The sequence below is a fragment of the Micromonospora desertarenae genome (assembly GCF_056150265.1).
Genome location: NZ_JAXCFQ010000013.1, coordinates 1 through 19,886, shown reverse-complemented (window position 1 = coordinate 19,886; position 19,886 = coordinate 1). Strand labels below are relative to the sequence as shown.

Here is a 19,886-nt window from a genome sequence, read left to right as displayed (position 1 = left end):
TTCGGCCGGGTCCGGCCGGCCGGCTCAGCTCGCCGGGCCGGCGCGCAGGTAGGTGAGCACCGCCAGCACCCGGCGGTTGGTGTCGTCGCTGGGCAGCAGGCCGAGCTTGGTCAGGATGTTGCCGACGTGCTTGCCGACCGCCGCCTCGGTGACGTGCAGCCGGGCGGCGATGGCCGCGTTGGAGCGGCCCTCGGCGAGCAGCACCAGCACCTCCCGTTCCCGGGGGGAGAGCGCGGCCAGCGGATCGCGCGGGCGGTGCAGCAGCCGGCGTACCACCTCGGGGTCGACCACGGTCCCGCCGGCGACGACCGTGCGGAGGTTGTCGACGAACTCGGCCACCTCGACGACCCGGTCCTTGAGCAGGTAGCCGATCCGGCGGCCGTCGCCGCTGTCCAGCAGCGCGGCGGCGTACTCGGCCTGCACGTGCTGGCTGAGCACCACCACCGCGAGCCCCGGCCGCTCGGCGCGCAGCGCGACCGCGGCGCGCAGGCCGTCGTCGCGCTGGTCCGGCGGCATCCGGATGTCGGTGACCACCAGGTCCGGCTGGTGCGTACCTGTCGCCTCCAGCAGCGCCGGCGCCGAGCCGACGGCGGCGACGACCTCGAAGCCGAACCGGGTCAGCAGGACGACCAGCCCTTCCCGCAGCAGCACCTCGTCCTCGGCGAGCACGACCCGGGTCACCGGCACGGCAGCTCCACCCGCACCAGGGTAGGGCCGCCGGGCGGGCTGGCCAGCAGCAGCCGGCCACCGGCCGCGGCCACCCGGTCGGAGAGACCGGTCAGGCCGGTGCCGCGGGCCGGGTCGGCGCCGCCCCGGCCGTCGTCGTGGACCTCCACCACGAGCCGGCCGCCGGTGCGGGTGAGCCGTACCTCCGCCCGGCCGGCCCGCGCGTGCCGGGCCACGTTGCCCAGCGCCTCGGACACCACGAAGTAGGCGGTCGTCTCGACCGCCTCGGGCAGCGGCTGCCGCCCGAGTTCGGCGTGCACGGTCACCGGGATGGTCGCCTCGCCCGCCAGCTCCCGCACCGCGCCGGCCAGCCCGAGGTCGGTGAGGCTCTGCGGGCGGATGCCGTGCACGATCTGCCGCAACATGACCATCAGGTCCTTCGCCTGGTCGTGCGCGATGGCCAGCGGCCGGGCCGCGGGGGAGTCGGCCGGCACGTCGAGCCGGGCCAGGCCGAGCTGGAGGGTGAGGCTGGTGAGCCGGGGCTGCGCGCCGTCGTGCACGTCCCGCTCGATGCGGCGCCGCTCCGCCTCGTACGCGTCGACCAGCCGGGTCCGCGACCGGGCGACCTCCCGCAGGGCCGCCCCGTCGTCGCGGCGCCCGAGCAGCCACCGGGCCACCGCGGCCTGGCCGGCGGCGAGCGCTCCCGCCCCGTACCAGAGCGCCGGCAGGAGCAGGACGCCCAGGATCGCGTACGGGACGGCCTCCCCGGGGGTGTCCACCGTGGTCCACACGACGATCACCTCGTCGGCCTCCCCGGCCAGCCAGGGGCTGGCCACCAGCGTCAGGTCGAGGAGCGCGACCAGCGCGAACACCCAGTACCCGATCGGCACCACGCTGCCCAGCCAGAAGGCGTACGCGACCTCCCGCCAGGCCGCGGCGCTGGTGTACCGGGCGGCCAGGCCCGACCAGGGCGCCGCCGGCGACGGTCGCTGGTCGACCACCCCGAGCCGCCACCGCTCGACGGCGGCCACCGGGATGCTCACGACCGGCGCGAGGGCCAGCGTGACCAGGCTGCCGACGGCCAGGAACAGCACGAGCGCCAGCTCGACCGGGCGGCCCTGCCGCACCGCGTTGCCGGCCGCCAGCAGCGGCGCCCCGACGACGAGCAGGCCGACGGCGAGCGTGCCGGCGACCGGCACGGTGGTGAGCAGGTAGGCCAGCGCCCGCCAGGGCCACCAGGAGAGCAGGTAGCGGGGTCGGCGCAGCGCCTGGGCCAGGTACGGCGGGTCAGCCTGAGTCATGCGGCAGACGCTAATCGGGGTGCGGAGACCGCCCCAGCCGGCTGGGCGTAGCTTCCGGGTATATCCAGCCCTACCCGACCCCGACCCACCAGGCCCGGTGCGCCGCCGTCCGGCCCGCGCGGCTGCCGACCCTCGCCGGCGCGGGCGGCTACGCCCTGGCCGGTGCCTACCCGGCGACGTGGACGAGAACCGGCACTTCCCCGCCGCCCTGCTGATCTTCGTGCCGGGCAACCTCGGGATGGTGGTGGCCGCCCTGGCCCGGCCGTCCACGCTGCTGGGCTCGGTGTGCTGGTGGAGCCTCGGGCCGGGCCTGACCGGCACGGCCGGGGCGGTACTGTTCCTGGCCCGGGTCGGCGCCGATTCGGTGTCGGCGGCATGGCGCGGGTCGCCGTGTTCCCGCTGCTCGCCTGGACCGTCGGGGTCGCGCTCCGGGTGCTGGCGGCGCGCCGGGCCGGACCGGAATCCGCTCCGCCGGTCACATCGGCCGGCCGCGGCGGGTCAACCGGGTAGGGACCCCGGCGAGGAAGGCGTGTGACAGGTGGACGAGCGCGAGTGGCTGACGGAGCGGTTCGAGGAACACCGGAGCCGGCTGCGGGCGGTGGCCTACCGGATGCTCGGCTCGGTGAGCGAGGCCGACGACGCCGTCCAGGAGGCCTGGTTGCGGGTCAGCCGCGCCGACGCCGCCAGCGTGGAGAACCCGGCGGGGTGGCTGACCACGGTGGTGGCCCGGGTGTGCCTGAACATGCTGCGCTCGCGCGGGTCGCGGCGGGAGGAGCCGCTCGACGTCCGGGTGGCGGACCCGGTGGTCGGCCCGGACTCCGGCCTCGACCCGGAGCAGCAGGCGGTGCTGGCCGACTCGGTCGGGCTGGCCCTGCTGGTGGTGCTGGAGACGTTGACCCCGGCCGAGCGGCTGGCGTTCGTGCTGCACGACATGTTCGCGGTGCCGTTCGAGGAGATCGCGCCGATGGTGGACCGGTCACCGGCCGCGGCCCGGCAGCTCGCCAGCCGCGCCCGCCGCCGGGTACGCGGGCAGGCGCCGGCACCCGACGCGGACCTCGCCCGGCAGCGGAAGGTGGTCGACGCGTTCTTCGCCGCCGCCCGCGACGGTGACTTCGACGCGCTCGTCGCGGTGCTCGATCCCCAGGTCGTGCTGCGCTCCGACGGCGGGCCCGCCCGCCCGCGCCACACCGTCGTCGTCACCGGTGCCCGGGCGGTCGCCGGGCAGGCGGTCACCTTCGGGCGGCTATCCCCGTTCGCCCGGCCGGCGCTGGTCAACGGGGCGGCCGGGGTCGTGGTGGTGGCCGACGGCCGGCCGCTGTCGGTGATGGGCTTCACCGTCGCCGACGGCCGGATCGTCGCCATCGACGTGCTCGCCGACCCGGACCGGCTCGCCGCGCTCGACCTGACCACCCTCGGCGACTGACCGGCGGCCCGCCCGGTCGGGCGGCGGTCCCGGCGGCGTCGTGCCGTCCGGCCCCGGCCCCACCCGGGCCGGGGCCGGACGGCGATCACCGCCCGTAGGAAAGCTTCCATCCTCCCGTTGACTTCGGTGATTTGTAACACAACAATCAGCGTCTATATAGACACTGATCGTTCTCGATCACGTCCCTGGAGGGGAGGTACCCATGGCAGCTCTGCGAGGTGAGGTGTCCTGGTTCTGCTGTGGCACCGCCTGGGGTCCCTGCGGCTCGGCCGGCGGTGGCGCCTGCGGCACCTGCAGATCCGGCAACTACCAGCACGCCTGGCCGAACACCTCGGACGCGTGCCTGGCCATCACCCGCCCGCACGCCTGCGGGATCACCGGGATGAGCCGCCGCGGCTGCGGCTTCCGGCACTACACCACCAACCTGTGCAACGGCGCCCGGATCGGCACCACCATCGCCGACTGCGGACCGCAGACCGACCTGTTCTGCGGCGAGCGCACCTGCTGCGGCTCGGCCTGCGGCAGCAACCGGATTATCGACCTGACGCCCGCGGCGTACAGCGTGATCGCCAGTCTCTCCACCGGGCTGCGGCCCTGCTCGGTCGACACCGTCTGAACGGGAGGGCACCACCATGGACCAGACCCTGGACCGCCGGCGGCTGCTCGCCACCGCCGCGCTCGGCGGCGTGGTCGGCGCCACCGCGCTCGGCTCGCTCGCCCCCGAGGCCGCCTTCGCCGCCGAGGCCACCGCCGTCGCGCCCGGAGCGCCGGACCCGAACTTCGCCGAGGGCCGGATCAGCAAGATCTCCGGCAGCATGCTGCTGGTCACCGGCTCGGACACGGTGCTGCACTCGATCCGGATCACCGACGGCACGAGCATCTGGAAGCTGCACCCGACCACCTTCGACCGGGTGGCGGTCGGTGACGGGCTGTACGCGCGCGGCGTCCGCCTGCCCGACGGCACCCTCGCCGCCGACTCGGTGTGGGTCAACATCGTCAACCTGCACGGGCACGTCGCCGCGGTCGGCCGCAACGTGCTGCACCTGGACCACAAGGGCCAGCGGATCCTCGCGCACGTGGTGCCCGGCCGGTCCGCGGCGGTCTACAACGGCACGCCGGCGGTCAGCGACATGTCGCTGCTGCGGGTCGGCCGGCACGTCCAGGTGCTCGGCGCCTGGCACCCGGACACCAACGAGATCGACATCGCCACCGTCTACGCCGCCGCCTGACCCGCGCGGCCCCCGGGCGGCACCGGACCGCCCGGGGCGCCGCCGCCGGACACCTGAGGGGAGAACCCATGATCGAGCTGATCGCGGCGCTGCAACCGCTGCTCGTCGGTGTGGTGCTGATCTGGTCCGCCCGCGTCAAGCTGGTCAGCCGGCACGCCGCCGCCGCGGCCCACCGGTCGGCGCTCGTCCGGCTGGTCGGGCAGCGCCGGGCGCTGCCGGCGTACCGGCTGCTCGGCGGCGTCGAGCTGACCCTCGGCGGGCTGCTCCTGCTGCCGCCGGCGCTGCGGCTGGAGGCGGTCGCCGCGACCGTGCTGGCCGCGGGCTTCCTCGGCTACCTCGGCTACGCCCGCCGGGCGGCCCCGACCTCCTCCTGCGGGTGCCTGAGCGCCCGGCCGGTCCCGGTCTCCGGTCGCAGCCTGGCCCGGGCCGCGCTGCTGCTGGCCGCCGGCGGCCTGGCCGTGCCGGCCACCACCGGCTGGGCGGACGCGCTCGCCACCCGGCCGGTGGCCGGCGGCGCGGTGCTGCTCGCCGAACTGGCGGTGGTGGTGGCGCTCTCGCCCGAACTCGACCCGGCCTGGTTGCTGCCGCTGCGCCGGCTGCGCGCCCGGCTGACCCACCCGCTGCGTGGCGGCTCCGGCGTGCCGCTGCTCGCCACCGTGCAGCAACTCCAGCTCAGCGACGCCTACCGCCGGGTGGCGGCGCTGCTCCGCTCCGACGTACGGGAGCACTGGGACGACGGCGGGTGGCGCTTCGTCGCGCACGCCGCGCGCTACCAGGGCCGCCCGGTGACCGCGGTGTTCGCCGTGCCGCTGGCCGACCCGGAGCCCGGCGCGGTCCGGGTCGCCCTGGTCGACGACGCCACCGGGCACACCCTGCTCAGCCTGGCCGGCACCGCGCCGCCCAGCGGCCCGCGGCTCGCCGTCGTGCCGGTGTGAGCACCGGCCGCCCCACCCGGTGGACGGGGCCCGGCACGCCGCGAGGACGGCACCCGGTGTGGGTGCCGCCCTCGCGGGCCGGTGGTCACTTCAGGAAGGGCATGCGCCGCACGATCCGCAGCCGGCTCCAGTACCTGCCGAGGCCGAGGGTGTTCCCGGCGGCGGTGAGGGCCAGGACGCCGAGGACGCCGGCGTAGATGAGGTGGTCGTCCATGAAGGGGTTGTTCTCCGGGGGTAGGACGGCCGTCCACATCATGACCAGGAGCAGCGCGCCGGCGGCGGCGGCGATCCGCATCCCGATGCCGAGCATCAGGGCGGTGCCGATGGCGGCGAGACCGATCATGAAGAGCCAGTCGGCCCAGGCGGCGCCGGCGAACGACCGGTAGAAGTCGGCGAACGGTCCGGCGACCGCGTTGCCGAGGAAGCCCTTGGTGGGGCTGCCACCATTGATCCAGGCCTTGGCGCTCTCGGTCGAGTGGCCCAGCCCGAACATCTTGTCGAGGAAGGCCCAGAGGAAGGTCCAGCCGAGGGCGAGGCGCAGGCCGGCGAGCGTGTACCGGGTCGCCCTCTCCCGCGTGGTCTCGGCCGGGACGGTGACCGCCCGGTGGGCGGTGGTGGCGGTGCGGTTGACGGTCGGGCGCTCAGCGATGGCGGTCATGGCGCCTGCTCCTCTCACTTCTTGGTTACGACTTCATTCCACCCGTTCCGGCCGGGCCCGAGCAGTGCCGGCGGACCACAGTCGACGGGACCTTCGCCCCCCGCCCGGAGGGACCTTCCGACCGCCGGCTGCCCGCCGTGACCGGGGACTAGCCTCGGGCTGTCCCGCCCGCCGTCCATCCCGGAGCCGTCCGTGACCGAGCCCGCCGAGCCGACCATCGCCGCCTTCGCCGGGATGCGCCTCATCGGCGCGGCCGACGTCGCCCGGACGCCGATCCGGGCCGCTGTCGACGCCCTGGAGACCGCCCTCGTCCAGGGCCTCGCCCCGGAGCGGCAGCCGCCCCGCTCCCGGCTGGCCACCGCGACCGGTGAACTGCTGGTCATGCCGGCCACCCGGGACGGCCACACCGGCTGCAAACTGATCACCAGCACGCCGGACAACCCCGACCGCGGCCAACCGCTGATCCAGGGTGCGTTCCTGCTCTTCGCCGGTCCGGAGCAACGCCCGGTGGCGCTCGTCGACGGTGCCGGCCTGACGAACCTGCGTACGCCGGCGATGTCCGCGCTCGCGGTGCGCCACCTGCTGCCGCCCACCGCCGCCGGACCGTTGTGGCTCACCGTGTTCGGGGCCGGCCCGCAGGCGCTCGGCCACGCCGAGGCGCTGCTCGCGTCGCACGACGTCGGCGCGGTGACCGTGGTGGCCCGGCCCGGAGCGCGGCGGGACCGGCTGGTCGCCCGGCTCGCCGGCAGGAGCGTCGCGGTCGACGCCCGCGAGCCGGGCTCGGCGACCGAGGCGGTGCGCGGGGCGGACGTGATCTGCTGCTGCACCAGTGCGGCCACCCCGCTCTTCGACGGGGCGCTGGTGCGGGCCGACGCGGTGGTCGTGGCGATCGGCTCGCACTCGCCGCGCGCCCGCGAGGTGGACGACACGCTCGTCGCCCGCGCGCACGTCGTGGTGGAGTCGCGGGCCAGCACCCTGCGCGAGGCGGGTGACGTGGTCATCCCTCTGGCCGCCGGGGTGCTGCGGGAGGAGGAGCTGATCCCACTGCACCACCTGGTGACCGGACGCGACCGGCTGCCGGACGGCGGGCCGCGGTTGTACAAGGGGACCGGCATGCCGTGGCAGGACCTCGTCGTCGCCGTCGAGGTCTACCGGCGGTCCCGGGACGCGGCGACCGCGCCGGCCGAGCCCGGCTGACGGCTCGCGCCGGCGGAGCCCGGTCGGCGGGCGACCGCGCCGGGCCCGGAGGCGGGCCCGGCGCGGCGCGATCCGTCAGCCGAGGGTGAACCGGAAGAACCGGGGGCGATAGATCCCCGGGTCCCGGTAGTGGTCCCCGTCCTCCGAGATCCGGGTGTCCATGCTGTTCACGTTGTACGACGCCAGGAAGGTGTCACCCGAACTCAGCGACGCGTGCACGTGCGCGTTGTACGAGATCACGTTCGGGTTCCAGTAGCTGCCGTACGGGCCGGGCTCGGGCATCCGGTGGACCGGGGTCTTCTGGGTGAACGGGCCGTACGGCGAGCAGGACGTCCAGGCGTTGATCTGGCCGCTGAACGCCTGGGTGCTGTCCTGGCTGAGCAGCAGGAACTGGCTGCGCCACGGGGTGACGCTGTACTCGTTGGCGATGCCGGTCAGCAGGTTGCGCGAGTTCTGTTCCCGGAAGGTCCAGCCCCACGGGGTGTGGTACTGCCAGGTGCCGTCGGCCAGGTCGTCGCCGTAGACCCGGGCGATGCGCATCTGCTTGTTGATCGGCGAGTCGTCGACCCCGTAGACGTAGGTGAAACCGTCCATGCTGCGGCTGGCCGGCAGCAGCGCCGAACCCCACGCCACCCCGCTGGCCGACGGCAACTCCCGCACGCTGACCGGTTCGCGCAGGTTGGACAGGGCGAAGTTCGCCACCACGTTGCGGTTGAACCGCCAGTCCCAGGCGCCCGAGCCGAACCGCTCGTACTCCTGGAACACCACCTGGAGCTGGCCGTCGGAGAGGTGGCCGTCGCCGATCCAGTACCACTTGCCGATCGCCGACGGCGGCATCAGCGCCTGCGGGAACCCGGGCGTGCCGCCCTGGTAGGTGGTGAGGCTGCCGCCGTTCTGCACCACGAACGTGTTGTTCACCAGCGGCGCGCTGAGCGGCCGGGTGCCGTCGGCGTTGAGCGGGCCGAGCCAGGTGTCGGAGAAGAGCCAGACGATACGGCCGTCCGGCAGCTTCACCGAGTACGTGGAGTCGCCACCGGTCCAGCCGTCCGGCGTGCTGGCCGCGTACCGGTTGAAGGTGCCCTGCGGCTCGACGTCGATCTCCACGCTCTGCACCGAGAGCGGGCGCAGCGTGCACGAGCGGGGCTTGAGCGGCAGCGTCGTCTCCACGTAGGTGGAGAAGGTCTTCGGGCTGTTGGCCGCGTCCTCGGAGTGGATGTCCAGCTCGGTCCAGGTGGAGACCAGGGTCGCCACCATCGGGTACTTGAAGTCCGGCACCGTGATCAGTCCGCCCGCGTCGGGGTAGCGCACAGTCTGGATGCTTGGGTACTCCGTCCCGCCGCCGCCGGATCGCGACCAGACGACCACCGCCGAGCTGCGGTTGGCGTCCTTGGTGACGTCGACCAGCAGGGTCGAGCAGTACCCGCAGCTGGGGTCGCCGGAGTTCGGCACCGCCCAGAAGTCGTGGTAGACGGCGCCGCCCTTGCGCAGGATGTCCTCGTAGGTGACGTGGGTGCCGGCGGGGGTGGAGTGCTTCTTGCGGGCCGGACGCGCGCTGCCCAGGCCGTCGTCGCTCGTCCCGGCCTCGCCGACGAGGTTGAAACGCCACAGGGCAACCGCGTCCGGGTCGGTGTAGCCGTAGTTGCGCCACGCGTCCGGGTGCGGCGCCGGGGCCGCGTTCGCCTTGGTCAGCCGGTAGTTGGCGATGTGGTAGCCGAGCAGCATGTCCTTGAAGTTCAGGCCGTAGCCCTGCGCGGTGTGCCGGATCGCCTCGATCGGCAGGTGGTCGTGGTCCCGGACGCTCTCCCACGTGCGCCGCACGAAGGCCGCGTCGACCTGTTCGGTGAGGTACGTCGGCAGCAGGAACGCGCCGTACTGCGGGCCGCCGCCGAGCCCGCCCCACGAGTTGAGCGCGGCGCCGGGCTTGCTCAGCACGTCGTAGACGTTGCGCGCGTACAGCTTCTCGGAGTCCTGGATCGGCACGTACGGCTCGCGCACGTACGTCTGGTGGGCGGCCCACTCGGCGGTGGCCTCCATCCACCAGTTCATCGAGCCGAACTCCTTGCCCCCGACGAAGTTGAAGAGGTAGTCGAGGCTGACGTCGCTGCGGTCCCAGTACTGGTACTGCATGACGTGGAACAGCTCGTGCCGGGGCAGGTAGTCCCAGTCGTCCGCGCCGTTGGGCACCAGCATGGTGGCCTGCTGGTTGAGCCCGAACGGCAGCACGAAGGGCGCGTCGATCGGGAAGCCGAGGCCGCCGACGACGGGGAGTTCGTCCACGCCGTAGACCAGCACCCACGGCTTGCCGTCGCGGACCGGCAGCGGGTAGCCCATCTCCCGGTACTCGCCGACGGCGATCGAGAGGGAGTTGAGCATGTACTGCACGGCCTTGGCCCGGCCGTTGGGGTTGTAGTCGGCCGGGATACCGGGCTGGCCGCCGGAGGCGATGTTGTAGAGGATGAGGAACTCGCCCGCGCTGGCCCGGCACCGGTAGGTGACGCCGAGGTACTCGTACGGCTCGGCGGCGCAGTCGTCGTAGTCGGCAGCGGCGGTGGGCGCCGCGGCGGGCGCGGTGACGTCCGGCGCGATCGGTCGGGCCACCTCCGGCCGGGCGCCGGCCGCCAGCATGGACAGGTAGGTCAGGTAGCGCTGCGGGTCGCGGATCGCGCCGGTCGGCCGCAGGTGCGCCGGCACCGTGTCGGGCGCCCGCAGCGCGGCCAGCCCGTGCCGCACGGCGTCGTCGCGGGACAGCTTCCCCCGGTGGTACGCCGCGAGGATCTTCTCGCCCGGGCCGAACTCCGGTGGGGCGGCCTTGGCGGCTGGCTCCCGCGCGGGCGGTGGCACCGCCCGGAACGGCTTGGCCCGTTGGACCGCCGGCGGGATCGCCGCGGGTTCCGGGGTGGCCGGTGTCCGGGCGGTGCCGACGGTGCGCTCGGCAGCGGGTGCCGCGGGTGCGGCCTGCGCCGTGCCGCCGGTCAGCGCGGCGGCGGCCAGCACGACCGCGGCGCCGACCAGGGCCAGGGGTCTTCTCATCTCGCTCCCTCGGAGATCGGGGGGACCGACCGCCTGCCGGTGCGGTCCCGGTGCGGCCAGGGGGCGGCCGCCGCGGAAGGCTAGCCATCGGCGGTTAATGATCGGCTGGCGTCGCCACCCACCACAGTGGATGCCTAGAATGCGGCGGTCCTGGGGAGGCCGTGTGTCACGCGATGTCGTCGATCTGCACCTGCTCGGTCCCGTCGCGGCGAGCCGCGACGGGACCGGCGTACCGCTGGGGCCGCCCAAGCAGCGGGCGGTGCTGGCCGCGCTGGCGCTGGAGCCCGGCCGCCTGGTGCCGACCAACGACCTGGTCGACGCGGTCTGGGGCGACCGGCCGCCGGCCGCGGCCCGCAAGGCCGTCCAGGTGTACGTCTCGCAGCTGCGCCGCGCGCTGCCCACCGCCGGGCTGCGCGGCTGCCCGCCGGGGTACGTGCTCGACCTCGATCCGGAGCGTGTCGACGTGCACCGGTTCCGCCGGCTCGTCACCGCCGCCGAGCAGGCCGGCGGCGCGGCCGCCCGCGACCTGCTCGGCGAGGCGTTGGCGCTGTGGCGGGGCGGCGTCCCGCTGGCCGGTCTGGGGGAGGACGCCCCGCTGGCGCGGGCCCTGGCCCCGGTCCTGGTCGAGGAGCGGCTGTCGGCGGTGCAGCGGCGGTTGACCCTGGACCTCGACGCCGGCCACCACCGGGAGGTGGTCGGCGAGCTGGTCGCCCTGACCACCGCGCACCCGATCCGGGAGTCGCTGGTCGGCCTGCTGATGCGGGCGCTGGCGGCCGCCGGCCGACCGGCCGAGGCGGTGGCCGCGTACCGGCGGCTCGACCGCCGGCTGCGCCGTGAACTCGGCGCCGGGCCGGGCGAGGAGTTGCGGCGGCTCCACCACGCGCTGCGGGACGGCGGCGTCGCGGGCGAGCCGGCGGCCGCCCCGACCATCCCGGCCATCCCGGCCGCCCCGGCCGCCCCGGCCCCCGAGATCGAGCGCATCGACGACCGGGAGCTGGTGGCCGGCCGGCTCTGGGCCTTGGCCCGCGACGCCCGGGAGGTGCTGACCGTGCACCGGAAGCCGGCCGGCCCCGGTGAACTGGCCCGCTACCTGCGGCGGCTCCGTCGCGGTGACACGCGGTGGCGCACGGTCGTGCACCGCAGCGTGCTGTCGAGGGCCGCGCAGCTGGCGTACTCGCTGCGGCTGCACCGGGCCGGCGACCGGCACCGGGTCACCGACCGGCCGGTGCGGCAGATGGTGATCCTGGACCGGCGGATCGCCGTGGTGCCCGCCGCGGCCGGCGCTGCGGCGGGGGCCCTGGTGATCCGCAACCCGGGCGTCGCGGCCACCCTCGCCGACCTCTTCGAGCACACCTGGGCCGCCGCCGTCGACCTCGAACCGGCCACCCCGGGTGGGGGCGCCGGGACGGCGGGGTGGGGAGGGGACTCCGCCACCCCGCCGTCGGCGGGACCGGTGCGAACGCCGGCGGTGGTCGCACCGGTCCGGATCACGGGTTGGTGATGCCCATCGAGTAGCTGCCCGAGCCGCTGTAGGCGTGCACCTCGAAGCGGTAGTAGCCGGCGGTGCCGGTGTAGCTCAGCGACTCGTCCGGGCCGGCCGTGTACGACCCGGCCACGTCCGCCCAGCTGGAGCCGTTCCACTTCTGCAGGTAGAGGTCGAAGTCGACCCCGGCCGGCCCGTCGAGGCAGCCGCGGTGGGTGCCGGAGACCGACGAGTAGTAGTAGCTGCCGTTCGGCTGGTACCGGCTCTGGCCCGCCGAGATCGAACCGGTGTAGGTGGCCTCGTAGCCGCTGCACCCGGTGGGCGGCGGCGGCTCACCACCACCGCTGGTACGCAGCGTCAGCCCGTACGCGGAGAGGATCTCGTTGACCGGCTGGAAGTAGGTCGTCCCGCCGGAGGTGCAGTTGCCGGAGCCACCGGAGGTGACGCCCTGCGCCTGCTGGCCGGAGAGCCACGAGCCACCCGAGTCGCCGGGCTCCGCGCAGGCGTTGGTGCGGGTCAGGCCACTGACCGAACCCTCGGCGTAGTTGACCGTCTGGTTCTTGGCCTGGATCGAGCCGCACCGCCAGCCGGTGGTGGAGCCGGAGCGGCAGATCGCCGCGCCGACCGCCGCCTCGGTGGAGCCGGCCACGGTGACGTTGCCGCCGGAGTAGTTGTTCACCCACGGCTGCGGCGTCCAGTTGGAGTTGGTCTGCACCCAGGCGTAGTCGTTGCCCGGGAAGGACGACCCGCGGAAGGTGCCCTGCGAGACCTGGTTGTAGCCCTGGGTGGCGGTGCCGACCGTGCCGCAGTGGCCGGCGGTGACGAACCCGCCGGTGACCGAGAAGCCGACCGAGCAGCGCCCGCCCATGTAGTAGGCGTCGCCGCCGCGCACGTCGTAGTAGGTGCGCGGCGCCTCGGTGGTGGCCGTCACCCGGACGGCGGCGGCGTCCACCCGGCTGGCCCGCACGAACGCGGCGGCGGCGCGGGTGTCCCGGGCGAGCACCACCACGGTGTTGGTGGCGACGTCGACGTACCAGCCGGGGATCGCGGCGGCGGGCGCCTTCGCGGCGTGCCGGTCCAGGGTCGACTTGATCCGGTCGAGGTCCGCGCCGCTGCGCTCGACCAGCTTCGGCTGCGCGCCGGCGGCCCGGACCCGGTCCGCCGCGGCCGGGCTGGTGACCGCCACGACCAGCGCGTCGGCGGTCAGCCAGCCACCGGCGTACGCGGCGCCGAGCGACCGGCGCAGCGCGGCGTCCGTACGGCTGCCTTTCTCGTCCCGGGCGATGCGGGTGCGGGCCTGCTGGGCGGTCAGGCCGAGGTCGCGCTGCATCGCGGCGAACATCTCCGACGACGCCGCGGCGGGCGGCGCCGCCGCGCTGGTGGCGGGGACGTCCGACGGTGCGGCGGCGGCCGGCGCCGCCGCGATGGTGAGGGCGCCGGCGGGCAGCAGGATCGCTGCTGCCGCGGCGGCGAGGCTTCGTCTCATCCGTGGCCTCCTTGAGGGCGGCCGCGGCGCTGGTTCGTGGGGGTTGCGCCGCGGACGGGAGCGGGTCCCGGTGCCCGCCGCGGCCCGCCCGGCGCGAGTGGTGGGCGGCGCGGCTGGTCCCGGGCGACCCGCCGGCCCGGCCGTGCCGTAGCCGCTGGTCACCCTCGGCCCCGACGCCGGCCCGATCGAACGGGTCAGCGTCAACCTACGCGGATACGATCGAGATAGCTCTATATCATCTGACTCATATCACCAGGTGACGCGGCCGGGCCCGCCCCGGAGGTGTCCGGCGGGCGCGGATTACCGCACCGTCACCGGGTCGTCGCGCCGCTCGGCCGCGATGCGCAGCGCCTCGACCAGCCGGCGGTAGAGGTCGTCGCCGGCCAGCAACTCGGCGTGGGTGCCCTGGGCCCGGATCCGGCCGTCGGCCAGCACGACGATCCGGTCGGCGTCGAGCACGGTGGAGAGCCGGTGCGCGATGGTGACCACCGCGCCGGTCGCGGCCCGTTGCCGGACGCACTCGTGCAGCGCCGCCTCGGTCAGCCCGTCGACCTGCGCGGTCGCCTCGTCCAGCAGCAGCACGTCGGGGGTGCGCAGCATGGCCCGGGCCAGGGCGATGCGTTGGCGCTGCCCGCCGGACACCTCCGTGGAGGCCAGCGAGGTGTCCAGGCCGTCGGGGAGCGAGTCGACCTTCTCGTCCAGCCGCACCGCGCGCAGCACCTCCCGGATCTCGGCCTCGGTGGCGTCCGGGTGGGTGAACCGCAGGTTGTCGCGGATGGTGCCGGGCACCACCGGCGTCTCCTGCTCCACGTACGCCAGCCGGGCGCGCACCTCGTCGTGGCTGTAGCTGGCGTACGGGCGGCCGTCCAGCAGCAACTGGCCGTGCTCGGGTTCGAGGAACCGCAGGATCAGCGAGAAGAGGGTGGTCTTGCCGGCGCCGGACGGGCCGACGATCGCGGTGTGCCCGCGGCGCGGGATGACCAGGTCGATGCCCCGTACCGCCGGCGGCGCGTCCGGACCGTACCGGGCGGTGACGTCCTGGAAGACCAGCACCGGCTGTTCCGGGTCGGCCACCGCCGGCCGGGTCGCGGCGGTGGGCGGGGTCTCCGGCTCGGTCTCGATCGCCTCGATCTCCCGGATCCGCCCGGCCGCCGCCACGCCGGCCTGCAGGGCGGTGGTGTTCTGGGTCAGCTCGCTGATCGGCCCCATCAGCTGGAACGCGTACAGCAGGAAGGCGATCAGGCTGGAGATCTCCAGCAGGTCGCGCTGCGCCCGCCAGGCGCCGATGCCGAGGATGGCGATGACCGCCAGCTGGATGCCGGTCCACGCGATCGTCCAGACCGAGGCGGTCACCCGGGCCGACCGTACGCTGTGCGCCGCGGCCTGGCGGGCGTCGGCGACCACGCGCTCGCCCAGCCGGGCCTCGGCGCGGCTGGCCTTGACCGTGCGGATCGCCCGCAGCGCGCCCTCCAGCGCCCCGCCGAGCTGCCCCATCGACTCCTGCGCCGCGGCCTCCGCCGCCGCGATCCGGGGCATCAACACGCCCATCACCGCCGCGACCACGAGCACGGCCACGACGGTGCAGCCCAGCAGGAACAGGTCCAGCACCCCCATCAGCACCAGCGTGCCGAGCAGCGCGATGCCGGCGTTGACCAGGCCGACGATGCTGCCGGACGCCTCGCGCAGCAGGTGCGTGTCGGAGGTGACCCGGGTGACCAGCTCCCCGGTGGGCCGGCGTTGCAGGTCGCCGACCCGGGCCCGGAAGTAGCGCCGGACGAGCGCGGTCCGCGCGTCCAGCACGATGTGCTCGGCCAGCGTGCCGAGCAACCGCCACTGGCAGAGCGTGATCGCCGCGCCGACGACGACGAGGGCCAGCAGGACGCCGATCGGCCGGACCATCGACTGGCCTGCGCCGAGGGTGTCGAGGACCCACTTGGTGACCATCGGCGTGGCCAGCCCGGCCGCGTTCGCGGCGAGGCCCAGCACCAGGCCGAGGAGCATCGTCCGCCGGTGCGGGGCGAGGAACGACGCCAGTGTGCGGAGTCGGGGGAGGGCGGCTTCGGAGCTGGAAGGAGCCATGACCTGAATGGAACAGCCATGTTCCACTACAGTCAAGCTGTATTCCGAACTGGGCTGTTGCTATCCTCTCGGCGTGACCGAGGTGCAGGTGTCCGGCAGCCGGGCGCGGACCCGCCAGGCGATCGTCGACGCGGCGATCGAGGTGCTGGGGCGCAACCCGGCCGCCTCGCTGGGCGACATCGCCACCGCCGCCGAGGTGGGGCGCACCACCCTGCACCGCTACTTCGCCGAACGCTCCGACCTGCTGGCCGCGGTGGGCGCCGAGGCCGTCACCCGGCTGGGCCGCGCCACCGCCCAGGCCCGGATCGGCGAGGGCACCGGCGCCTCGGCGCTGCGCCGGCTCTGCCAGGAGTACTTCGACCTGGGCAACCTGCTCTCGCTCATGTTCACCGAGCCGGGGCTCTGCGTCGACCCGGCGGCCGGCCGGTCCGAGGGGTGCGACCCGGAGTTCGCCGCGATGGTCGAGCGCGGCCACGCCGACGGCACCATCGACCCGGAGCTGCCGGCGGACTGGTTGCAGAGCCTGGTCTGGTCCCAGCTCTACGCGGGCTGGGCCTACCTGGCCGAGACCGGCGCCTCCCGGCACGAGGTGCTGCGCCTGATCCTGCGCACCGTCGACGGCGCGATCGCGGTCCGCCCGACCTGACCGACCGGCGCGCGCCCGCGCTGACCATGCGGCGGGCGGTGCGTGCGGTGGGCGGCCGGCCGGCGGGTCGTCCGCGCTGACCGGTCAGCGCCCGCCCTCGGCCAGCTCCGCGAGCATCCCCTCGCAGCTGCGGACCACGACCTCCGCGCCCCGCCGCTGGGCCAGCCGCAACACCGGATCCTCCGCGCGCTCCCGCCAGCGCCACTGCGCGTCGGCGGCGACCTCCCACAGCCGCTGCACCGTCGCGTCGTGCTCGACGCCGAGCCGGGCGGCCAACCCGACCCCGTCACCGCCGACCAGCCGCCGCGCCTCCGCGGCCAGGTCGGCGTCGAAGCCGAGCCGGGTGTCCCGCAGCGCGGCGAGCAGGCGCAGCTCCTGGAACTCGTGCGCGCCGGCGAGGATCTGCTCGACAGTGCCGAGCAGTTCCGCGCCGCCCGGGCCCGGCTCGGCCCGTAGCACCGCCTCCACGGCGGCCAGCGCCGAGCGCGCCTTGAGGGTGTCCCGCCGGTCGACGAAGAACCGGTGCACCGACTCGCGCAGCTCGGTCAGGCCGCTGCGCCGGATCAGCTCCGCGCAGAGCGCCACCCGGCTGTCGCAACCCGTCCGCACCAGGGTGGTGGCCAGCCGGACCCCGAACAGGCCCAGCCGCTCCAGCAGCGTGGCGCGCACCTCGGCGTCCAGCGCCACCGGCAGCTCGCCGCGCAGGAAGCGGTCGGCGGAGAGCAGGTACGCCTCCAGCTCCGGGCGGGGCACCCGGGCCAGCTGGGCCAGCGCCGCGTAGTCGGACTCGCTGAGCACCCGGCCGGCCAGGCCGAGCAGCCCGCTGCACGCCACCACGTTCAGGCAGACCGCGTCGACCCGCGGGTCGCGCTGCTGCCGGCGGGCGACCTGCCGGGCGGTGAGCAGGGCGTCGATCCGCCCGCCGCCGATCTCGTCCGCCCGGGACAGCACCAGCACCACCGGCATCGGGGCGGCCTGCCCGACCGCGCTCTCCCGGACCGACTCCAGCAGCCGCAGGTCGCTGCCCCGACCGTCCCGGGTCAGGTAGAGCAGGGCGTCCGCGTCGCGCAGCACCCGGTCCAGTACCGGCGACCGGCCGTGCTCGTCCGGGCCGGTCACCGGGGGCGTGTCGATCAGCGTGATCTGCCGCAGCGCCCGGGTGGGCCACCGCACCACGATGTCGCGCAGCTCGCCGGCCCGCCAGCCGACCAGGTCCACCCGCATCCCGGTCGCCGACTTGGCCACCGCGAGCTGCTGGGGCGGGTGGCTGGTCGAGTAGGCGGTCGCCGCCGGCTGCGCGCCGTCCTCGTACCAGGTGAAGACGCCGCTGCCGTCGGTCCCCTCGACCGGCGCGACCTCCTCGCCCATCAGCGCGTTCAACACCGTCGACCGGCCGGAGCGCCACGGACCGGCGATCGCGATGCGCAGCGGCTGCTCCAGCCGGGCCAACTGGCGGCGCAGGTGCGCGGTGGCCCGGGGATCGTCCCGGTAACACTCCAGGGCCCGGTGCAGCAGCCCCCAGACCGCCTCGTCCAGCCGCAGGCCGACGGTCATGCCCGGGGCTCCAGGGTGGCCGCCGCGGGCCGGGCGCCGGTCAACTGCTGCGCCTGCTCGTAGAGCGCGGCCAGCCGGGTCATGGTCAGCCGGATCTCGCGCTGGCGCTGGTCGCGCGCCGCCGCGTCGGTGTCCGCGGCCTGCTTGGCGGTACGCAGCGACGCGACGATGGCCTCCTGCAACTCCTCGGTCAGCGCGGTGAAGTGGTCCCGCAGCATCCGCTGCACCTGCCGGGTGGCGTCCCGGCACTCCTTGGTCATCCGGACGAAGAAATCGTCGACGTGCCGCTGGATCGCCGTCTTGACGGTCGCCTGGCGGCGGCGCAGCAGCTGCCGGCCCTCGTCCCGGATGCTCTTGCCGCCGAACAGCGCGCCGGCGCCGATCGACACCGGGTTGATCATCGGCATCCCGGCCAGCGTCATCGCCAGGCCGAACATGAGCAGGCCGCCGTACGAGCCCTTCATGCCGGTGAACACCTTCTGCCCCGCGGTGAACCGGTCGATGCTCGGCCGTTCCATGCTCGGCAGCCGGTCGCCGAGGTCGTCGGGCACCGCCATCGACCACGGCGGCAGCACGTCGTAGCCGTACCGGGCGAAGTTGCCGGCCACCCGCCGGGCGGCGAAGTCGCAGCGCTGCACCAGCCACTCGTGGTTGGCCTCGGCCGCCTCGACCAGGCTCTGCCGCAGCCACTCCTCGAAGGTGTCCCAGGCGACAAGGGGGTCGGCGGTGTCGAACGCGTCGTCGACCATCCGCAGGATCTCCCGGGTGCGGTCGCGCAGGTCGTACTCGATGTCGGAGAGCAGGTCGGCCATCTCGTCGGCGAGCGTGTTCTGCCACCGGGTGGCACACCGGCGCAGTTCGTCGGCCTCCCGCTGGGCGGCGTGCAGCCGGGACATCGGGCCCGTCTCCCGCTCGGCCTGCTGGCTGGCCAGTTCGGCGCGCAGCGGCGCGGCGAGCTGCTCCACCACCGTGCGGGCCACCAGGCTCACCGACGCCCGGGCCAGCACGTCGCCCTTGCCGGCCAGGTCGCGCTGGAGCCGGGCGATCAGCACCGGAAAGCCCGACTCGGCGTTGAGGTCGCGGTCGTCGGCGGCCGCGGCGCGCAGCCGCAGCGCCGCCGACACGCAGATCAGCGCCGCCGGCACGCCGGCCTCGGCGAGGTGCCTGCGGTTGCGCTCGGCCACCGCCCGCCAGTCCGGCGCCAGGTCGGTCTTGGTCTGCACCACCAGCACGTTGGGATGCGACCGGGTGAGGTGCAGCAGCACGTTCAGCTCGGCGACGGAGAGTTCCCGGGTCGAGTCGGAGACCAGCAGCACGGTGTCCGCGCGGTTCAGCGCGGCGGCCGGCGCGGCCGCGCCGAGCGCGGCCACCTCGTCGGCGCCCGGGGTGTCGACCAGCACCAGGCCCGCGCCGAGCAGGGCGCGGGGGAGTCCGATCTCGACGTACGCCGGCCCGCCGCCCGCCCGGCGCAGGGTGCCGGCCACCCCGGCGGGGATCTGGTCCAGCGGGACCGCCGTCCGCTCCACGGTCCCGGTGCCGCCGCCGGGCCGACCCGGAGTGGACGGTGGAGCCTGGACCACTGCGGCGGCGGCCACCGCGGCGTGCCGCACCACGGTGGGCAGCAGGGTGGTGCGGCCGTCGCCGACCGGGCAGACCGGGGCGTTGACGATCGCGTTGACCAGCTGGCTCTTGCCCTGGTTCGGCTCGCCGAGCACCAGCACCCGCAGCGTCGGATCCAGCAGCTGGGCGCGCTTGTCCCGGACCGTCTGGAGCAGGTCGCCGCGCCCGTGCTCCCGGCACGTACGGGCGATCTCGTCGAGCACGTCCAGCCAGATCCCCGCCATCACCGCACCAAGTGTGCGGATTTCATGGCAATTATCAAGAGGGGTCCGGGAAAAGGCCGGACCGCCCAGGGCGGTCCGGCCTTTTCGCTCCCACCGGTTCCGGTCAGAGCAGTCCGTCGGTGACCCCGAGCAGGCCGCCGCCGGCCGACGCCGAAGCGTCGCCGTGGACCCCGGCGTCGCCGGTGACACCGCCGGTCACGCCGCCGGTCACGCCGCCGGTCACGCCGCCCACCGTGCCGGTGACCCCACCGAGCAGGCCGTCGACCTGGCCGGTGACGCCGTCCACGGTGGAGGGGACGTCGATCGGCGGGACGACGCCGCCCTGCCCGGTGCCGATGCCGAGGCCGCCGAGGGT

Annotated in this window: 16 protein-coding genes; 7 read left to right on the top strand and 9 right to left on the bottom strand. The window is 75.0% G+C overall.

The window, feature by feature from the left end:
* Positions 1–24: 24 nt before the first annotated feature.
* Both SM577_RS24165 and SM577_RS24160 read right to left on the bottom strand, forming a co-directional pair.
* Positions 25–681: a response regulator transcription factor gene (locus SM577_RS24165; protein ID WP_302920421.1), complete on the bottom strand. Its 657-nt coding sequence runs from the start codon at positions 679–681 to the stop codon at positions 25–27.
* Positions 678–1,967 carry a sensor histidine kinase gene (locus tag SM577_RS24160; RefSeq protein ID WP_302919990.1) on the bottom strand — a complete coding sequence of 430 codons (1,290 nt, stop codon included), beginning with the start codon at positions 1,965–1,967 and terminating at the stop codon, positions 678–680. The genes SM577_RS24165 and SM577_RS24160 overlap by 4 nt, the downstream gene beginning before the upstream one ends.
* Positions 1,968–2,505: 538 nt before the next feature.
* Here SM577_RS24160 and sigJ point away from each other — a divergent pair.
* The 4 genes from sigJ to SM577_RS24140 all read left to right on the top strand — a co-directional run bounded on the left by sigJ (position 2,506) and on the right by SM577_RS24140 (position 5,554).
* Entirely contained in the window at positions 2,506–3,390 is an 885-nt protein-coding gene (sigJ, locus tag SM577_RS24155) for an RNA polymerase sigma factor SigJ (RefSeq protein WP_474588038.1), read from the top strand.
* A gap of 202 nt (positions 3,391–3,592) precedes the next feature.
* On the top strand, positions 3,593–4,006 hold the full coding sequence (locus SM577_RS24150; RefSeq protein WP_302919988.1) for an RlpA-like double-psi beta-barrel domain-containing protein: 414 nt from the start codon (positions 3,593–3,595) through the stop codon (positions 4,004–4,006).
* A 16-nt stretch (positions 4,007–4,022) separates the two neighbouring features.
* The gene (locus tag SM577_RS24145) at positions 4,023–4,619 is read left to right on the top strand and encodes a cell wall protein (RefSeq protein ID WP_302919987.1); all 597 of its coding nucleotides are present in this window, start codon (positions 4,023–4,025) and stop codon (positions 4,617–4,619) included.
* 68 nt (positions 4,620–4,687) lie between these two features.
* Positions 4,688–5,554 carry a MauE/DoxX family redox-associated membrane protein gene (locus SM577_RS24140; protein WP_302919986.1) on the top strand — a complete coding sequence of 289 codons (867 nt, stop codon included), beginning with the start codon at positions 4,688–4,690 and terminating at the stop codon, positions 5,552–5,554.
* An 85-nt stretch (positions 5,555–5,639) separates the two neighbouring features.
* On the opposite strand, the gene SM577_RS24135 is transcribed toward SM577_RS24140, so the two are convergent.
* Entirely contained in the window at positions 5,640–6,212 is a 573-nt protein-coding gene (locus SM577_RS24135; RefSeq protein ID WP_474588037.1) for a hypothetical protein, read from the bottom strand.
* Between the two features lie 192 nt (positions 6,213–6,404).
* Here SM577_RS24135 and SM577_RS24130 point away from each other — a divergent pair, with 192 nt between their 5' ends.
* Entirely contained in the window at positions 6,405–7,409 is a 1,005-nt protein-coding gene (locus SM577_RS24130) for an ornithine cyclodeaminase family protein (protein ID WP_302919984.1), read from the top strand.
* A 75-nt stretch (positions 7,410–7,484) separates the two neighbouring features.
* Here the strand turns inward: SM577_RS24130 and SM577_RS24125 are convergent, their stop codons facing one another.
* Positions 7,485–10,439, bottom strand: coding sequence for a hypothetical protein (locus tag SM577_RS24125; protein WP_474588036.1), 2,955 nt, complete (start codon positions 10,437–10,439; stop codon positions 7,485–7,487).
* A 163-nt stretch (positions 10,440–10,602) separates the two neighbouring features.
* Between SM577_RS24125 and SM577_RS24120 the strand changes: the two genes are divergently transcribed.
* Complete coding sequence (locus SM577_RS24120; RefSeq protein ID WP_474588035.1) at positions 10,603–11,940, top strand: AfsR/SARP family transcriptional regulator; 1,338 nt, start codon at positions 10,603–10,605, stop codon at positions 11,938–11,940.
* Here SM577_RS24120 and SM577_RS24115 read toward each other — a convergent pair.
* Together SM577_RS24115 and SM577_RS24110 are read right to left on the bottom strand one after the other, a co-directional pair.
* On the bottom strand, positions 11,927–13,408 hold the full coding sequence (locus SM577_RS24115; RefSeq protein ID WP_474581412.1) for a S1 family peptidase: 1,482 nt from the start codon (positions 13,406–13,408) through the stop codon (positions 11,927–11,929). The two genes, SM577_RS24120 and SM577_RS24115, sit on opposite strands and share 14 nt — an antisense overlap.
* 300 nt (positions 13,409–13,708) lie before the next feature.
* Positions 13,709–15,487 carry an ABC transporter ATP-binding protein gene (locus tag SM577_RS24110; RefSeq protein WP_302919980.1) on the bottom strand — a complete coding sequence of 593 codons (1,779 nt, stop codon included), beginning with the start codon at positions 15,485–15,487 and terminating at the stop codon, positions 13,709–13,711.
* 73 nt (positions 15,488–15,560) lie between these two features.
* Here SM577_RS24110 and SM577_RS24105 point away from each other — a divergent pair, with 73 nt between their 5' ends.
* Positions 15,561–16,133 (top strand): TetR/AcrR family transcriptional regulator, encoded by a 573-nt coding sequence (locus tag SM577_RS24105; RefSeq protein WP_474588034.1) that lies wholly within the window; start codon positions 15,561–15,563, stop codon positions 16,131–16,133.
* A gap of 84 nt (positions 16,134–16,217) precedes the next feature.
* Here the strand turns inward: SM577_RS24105 and SM577_RS24100 are convergent, their stop codons facing one another.
* From SM577_RS24100 to SM577_RS24090, 3 genes are all read right to left on the bottom strand, one after another.
* Positions 16,218–17,687, bottom strand: a complete 1,470-nt coding sequence (locus tag SM577_RS24100) for a GTPase domain-containing protein (RefSeq protein ID WP_302919978.1) — start codon at positions 17,685–17,687, stop codon at positions 16,218–16,220.
* The gene (locus tag SM577_RS24095; RefSeq protein WP_302919977.1) at positions 17,684–19,531 is read right to left on the bottom strand and encodes a dynamin family protein; all 1,848 of its coding nucleotides are present in this window, start codon (positions 19,529–19,531) and stop codon (positions 17,684–17,686) included. The genes SM577_RS24100 and SM577_RS24095 overlap by 4 nt, the downstream gene beginning before the upstream one ends.
* Before the next feature lie 103 nt (positions 19,532–19,634).
* A partial coding sequence (locus SM577_RS24090; protein WP_474588033.1) for a hypothetical protein occupies positions 19,635–19,886 on the bottom strand: 252 nt, incomplete at its 5' end.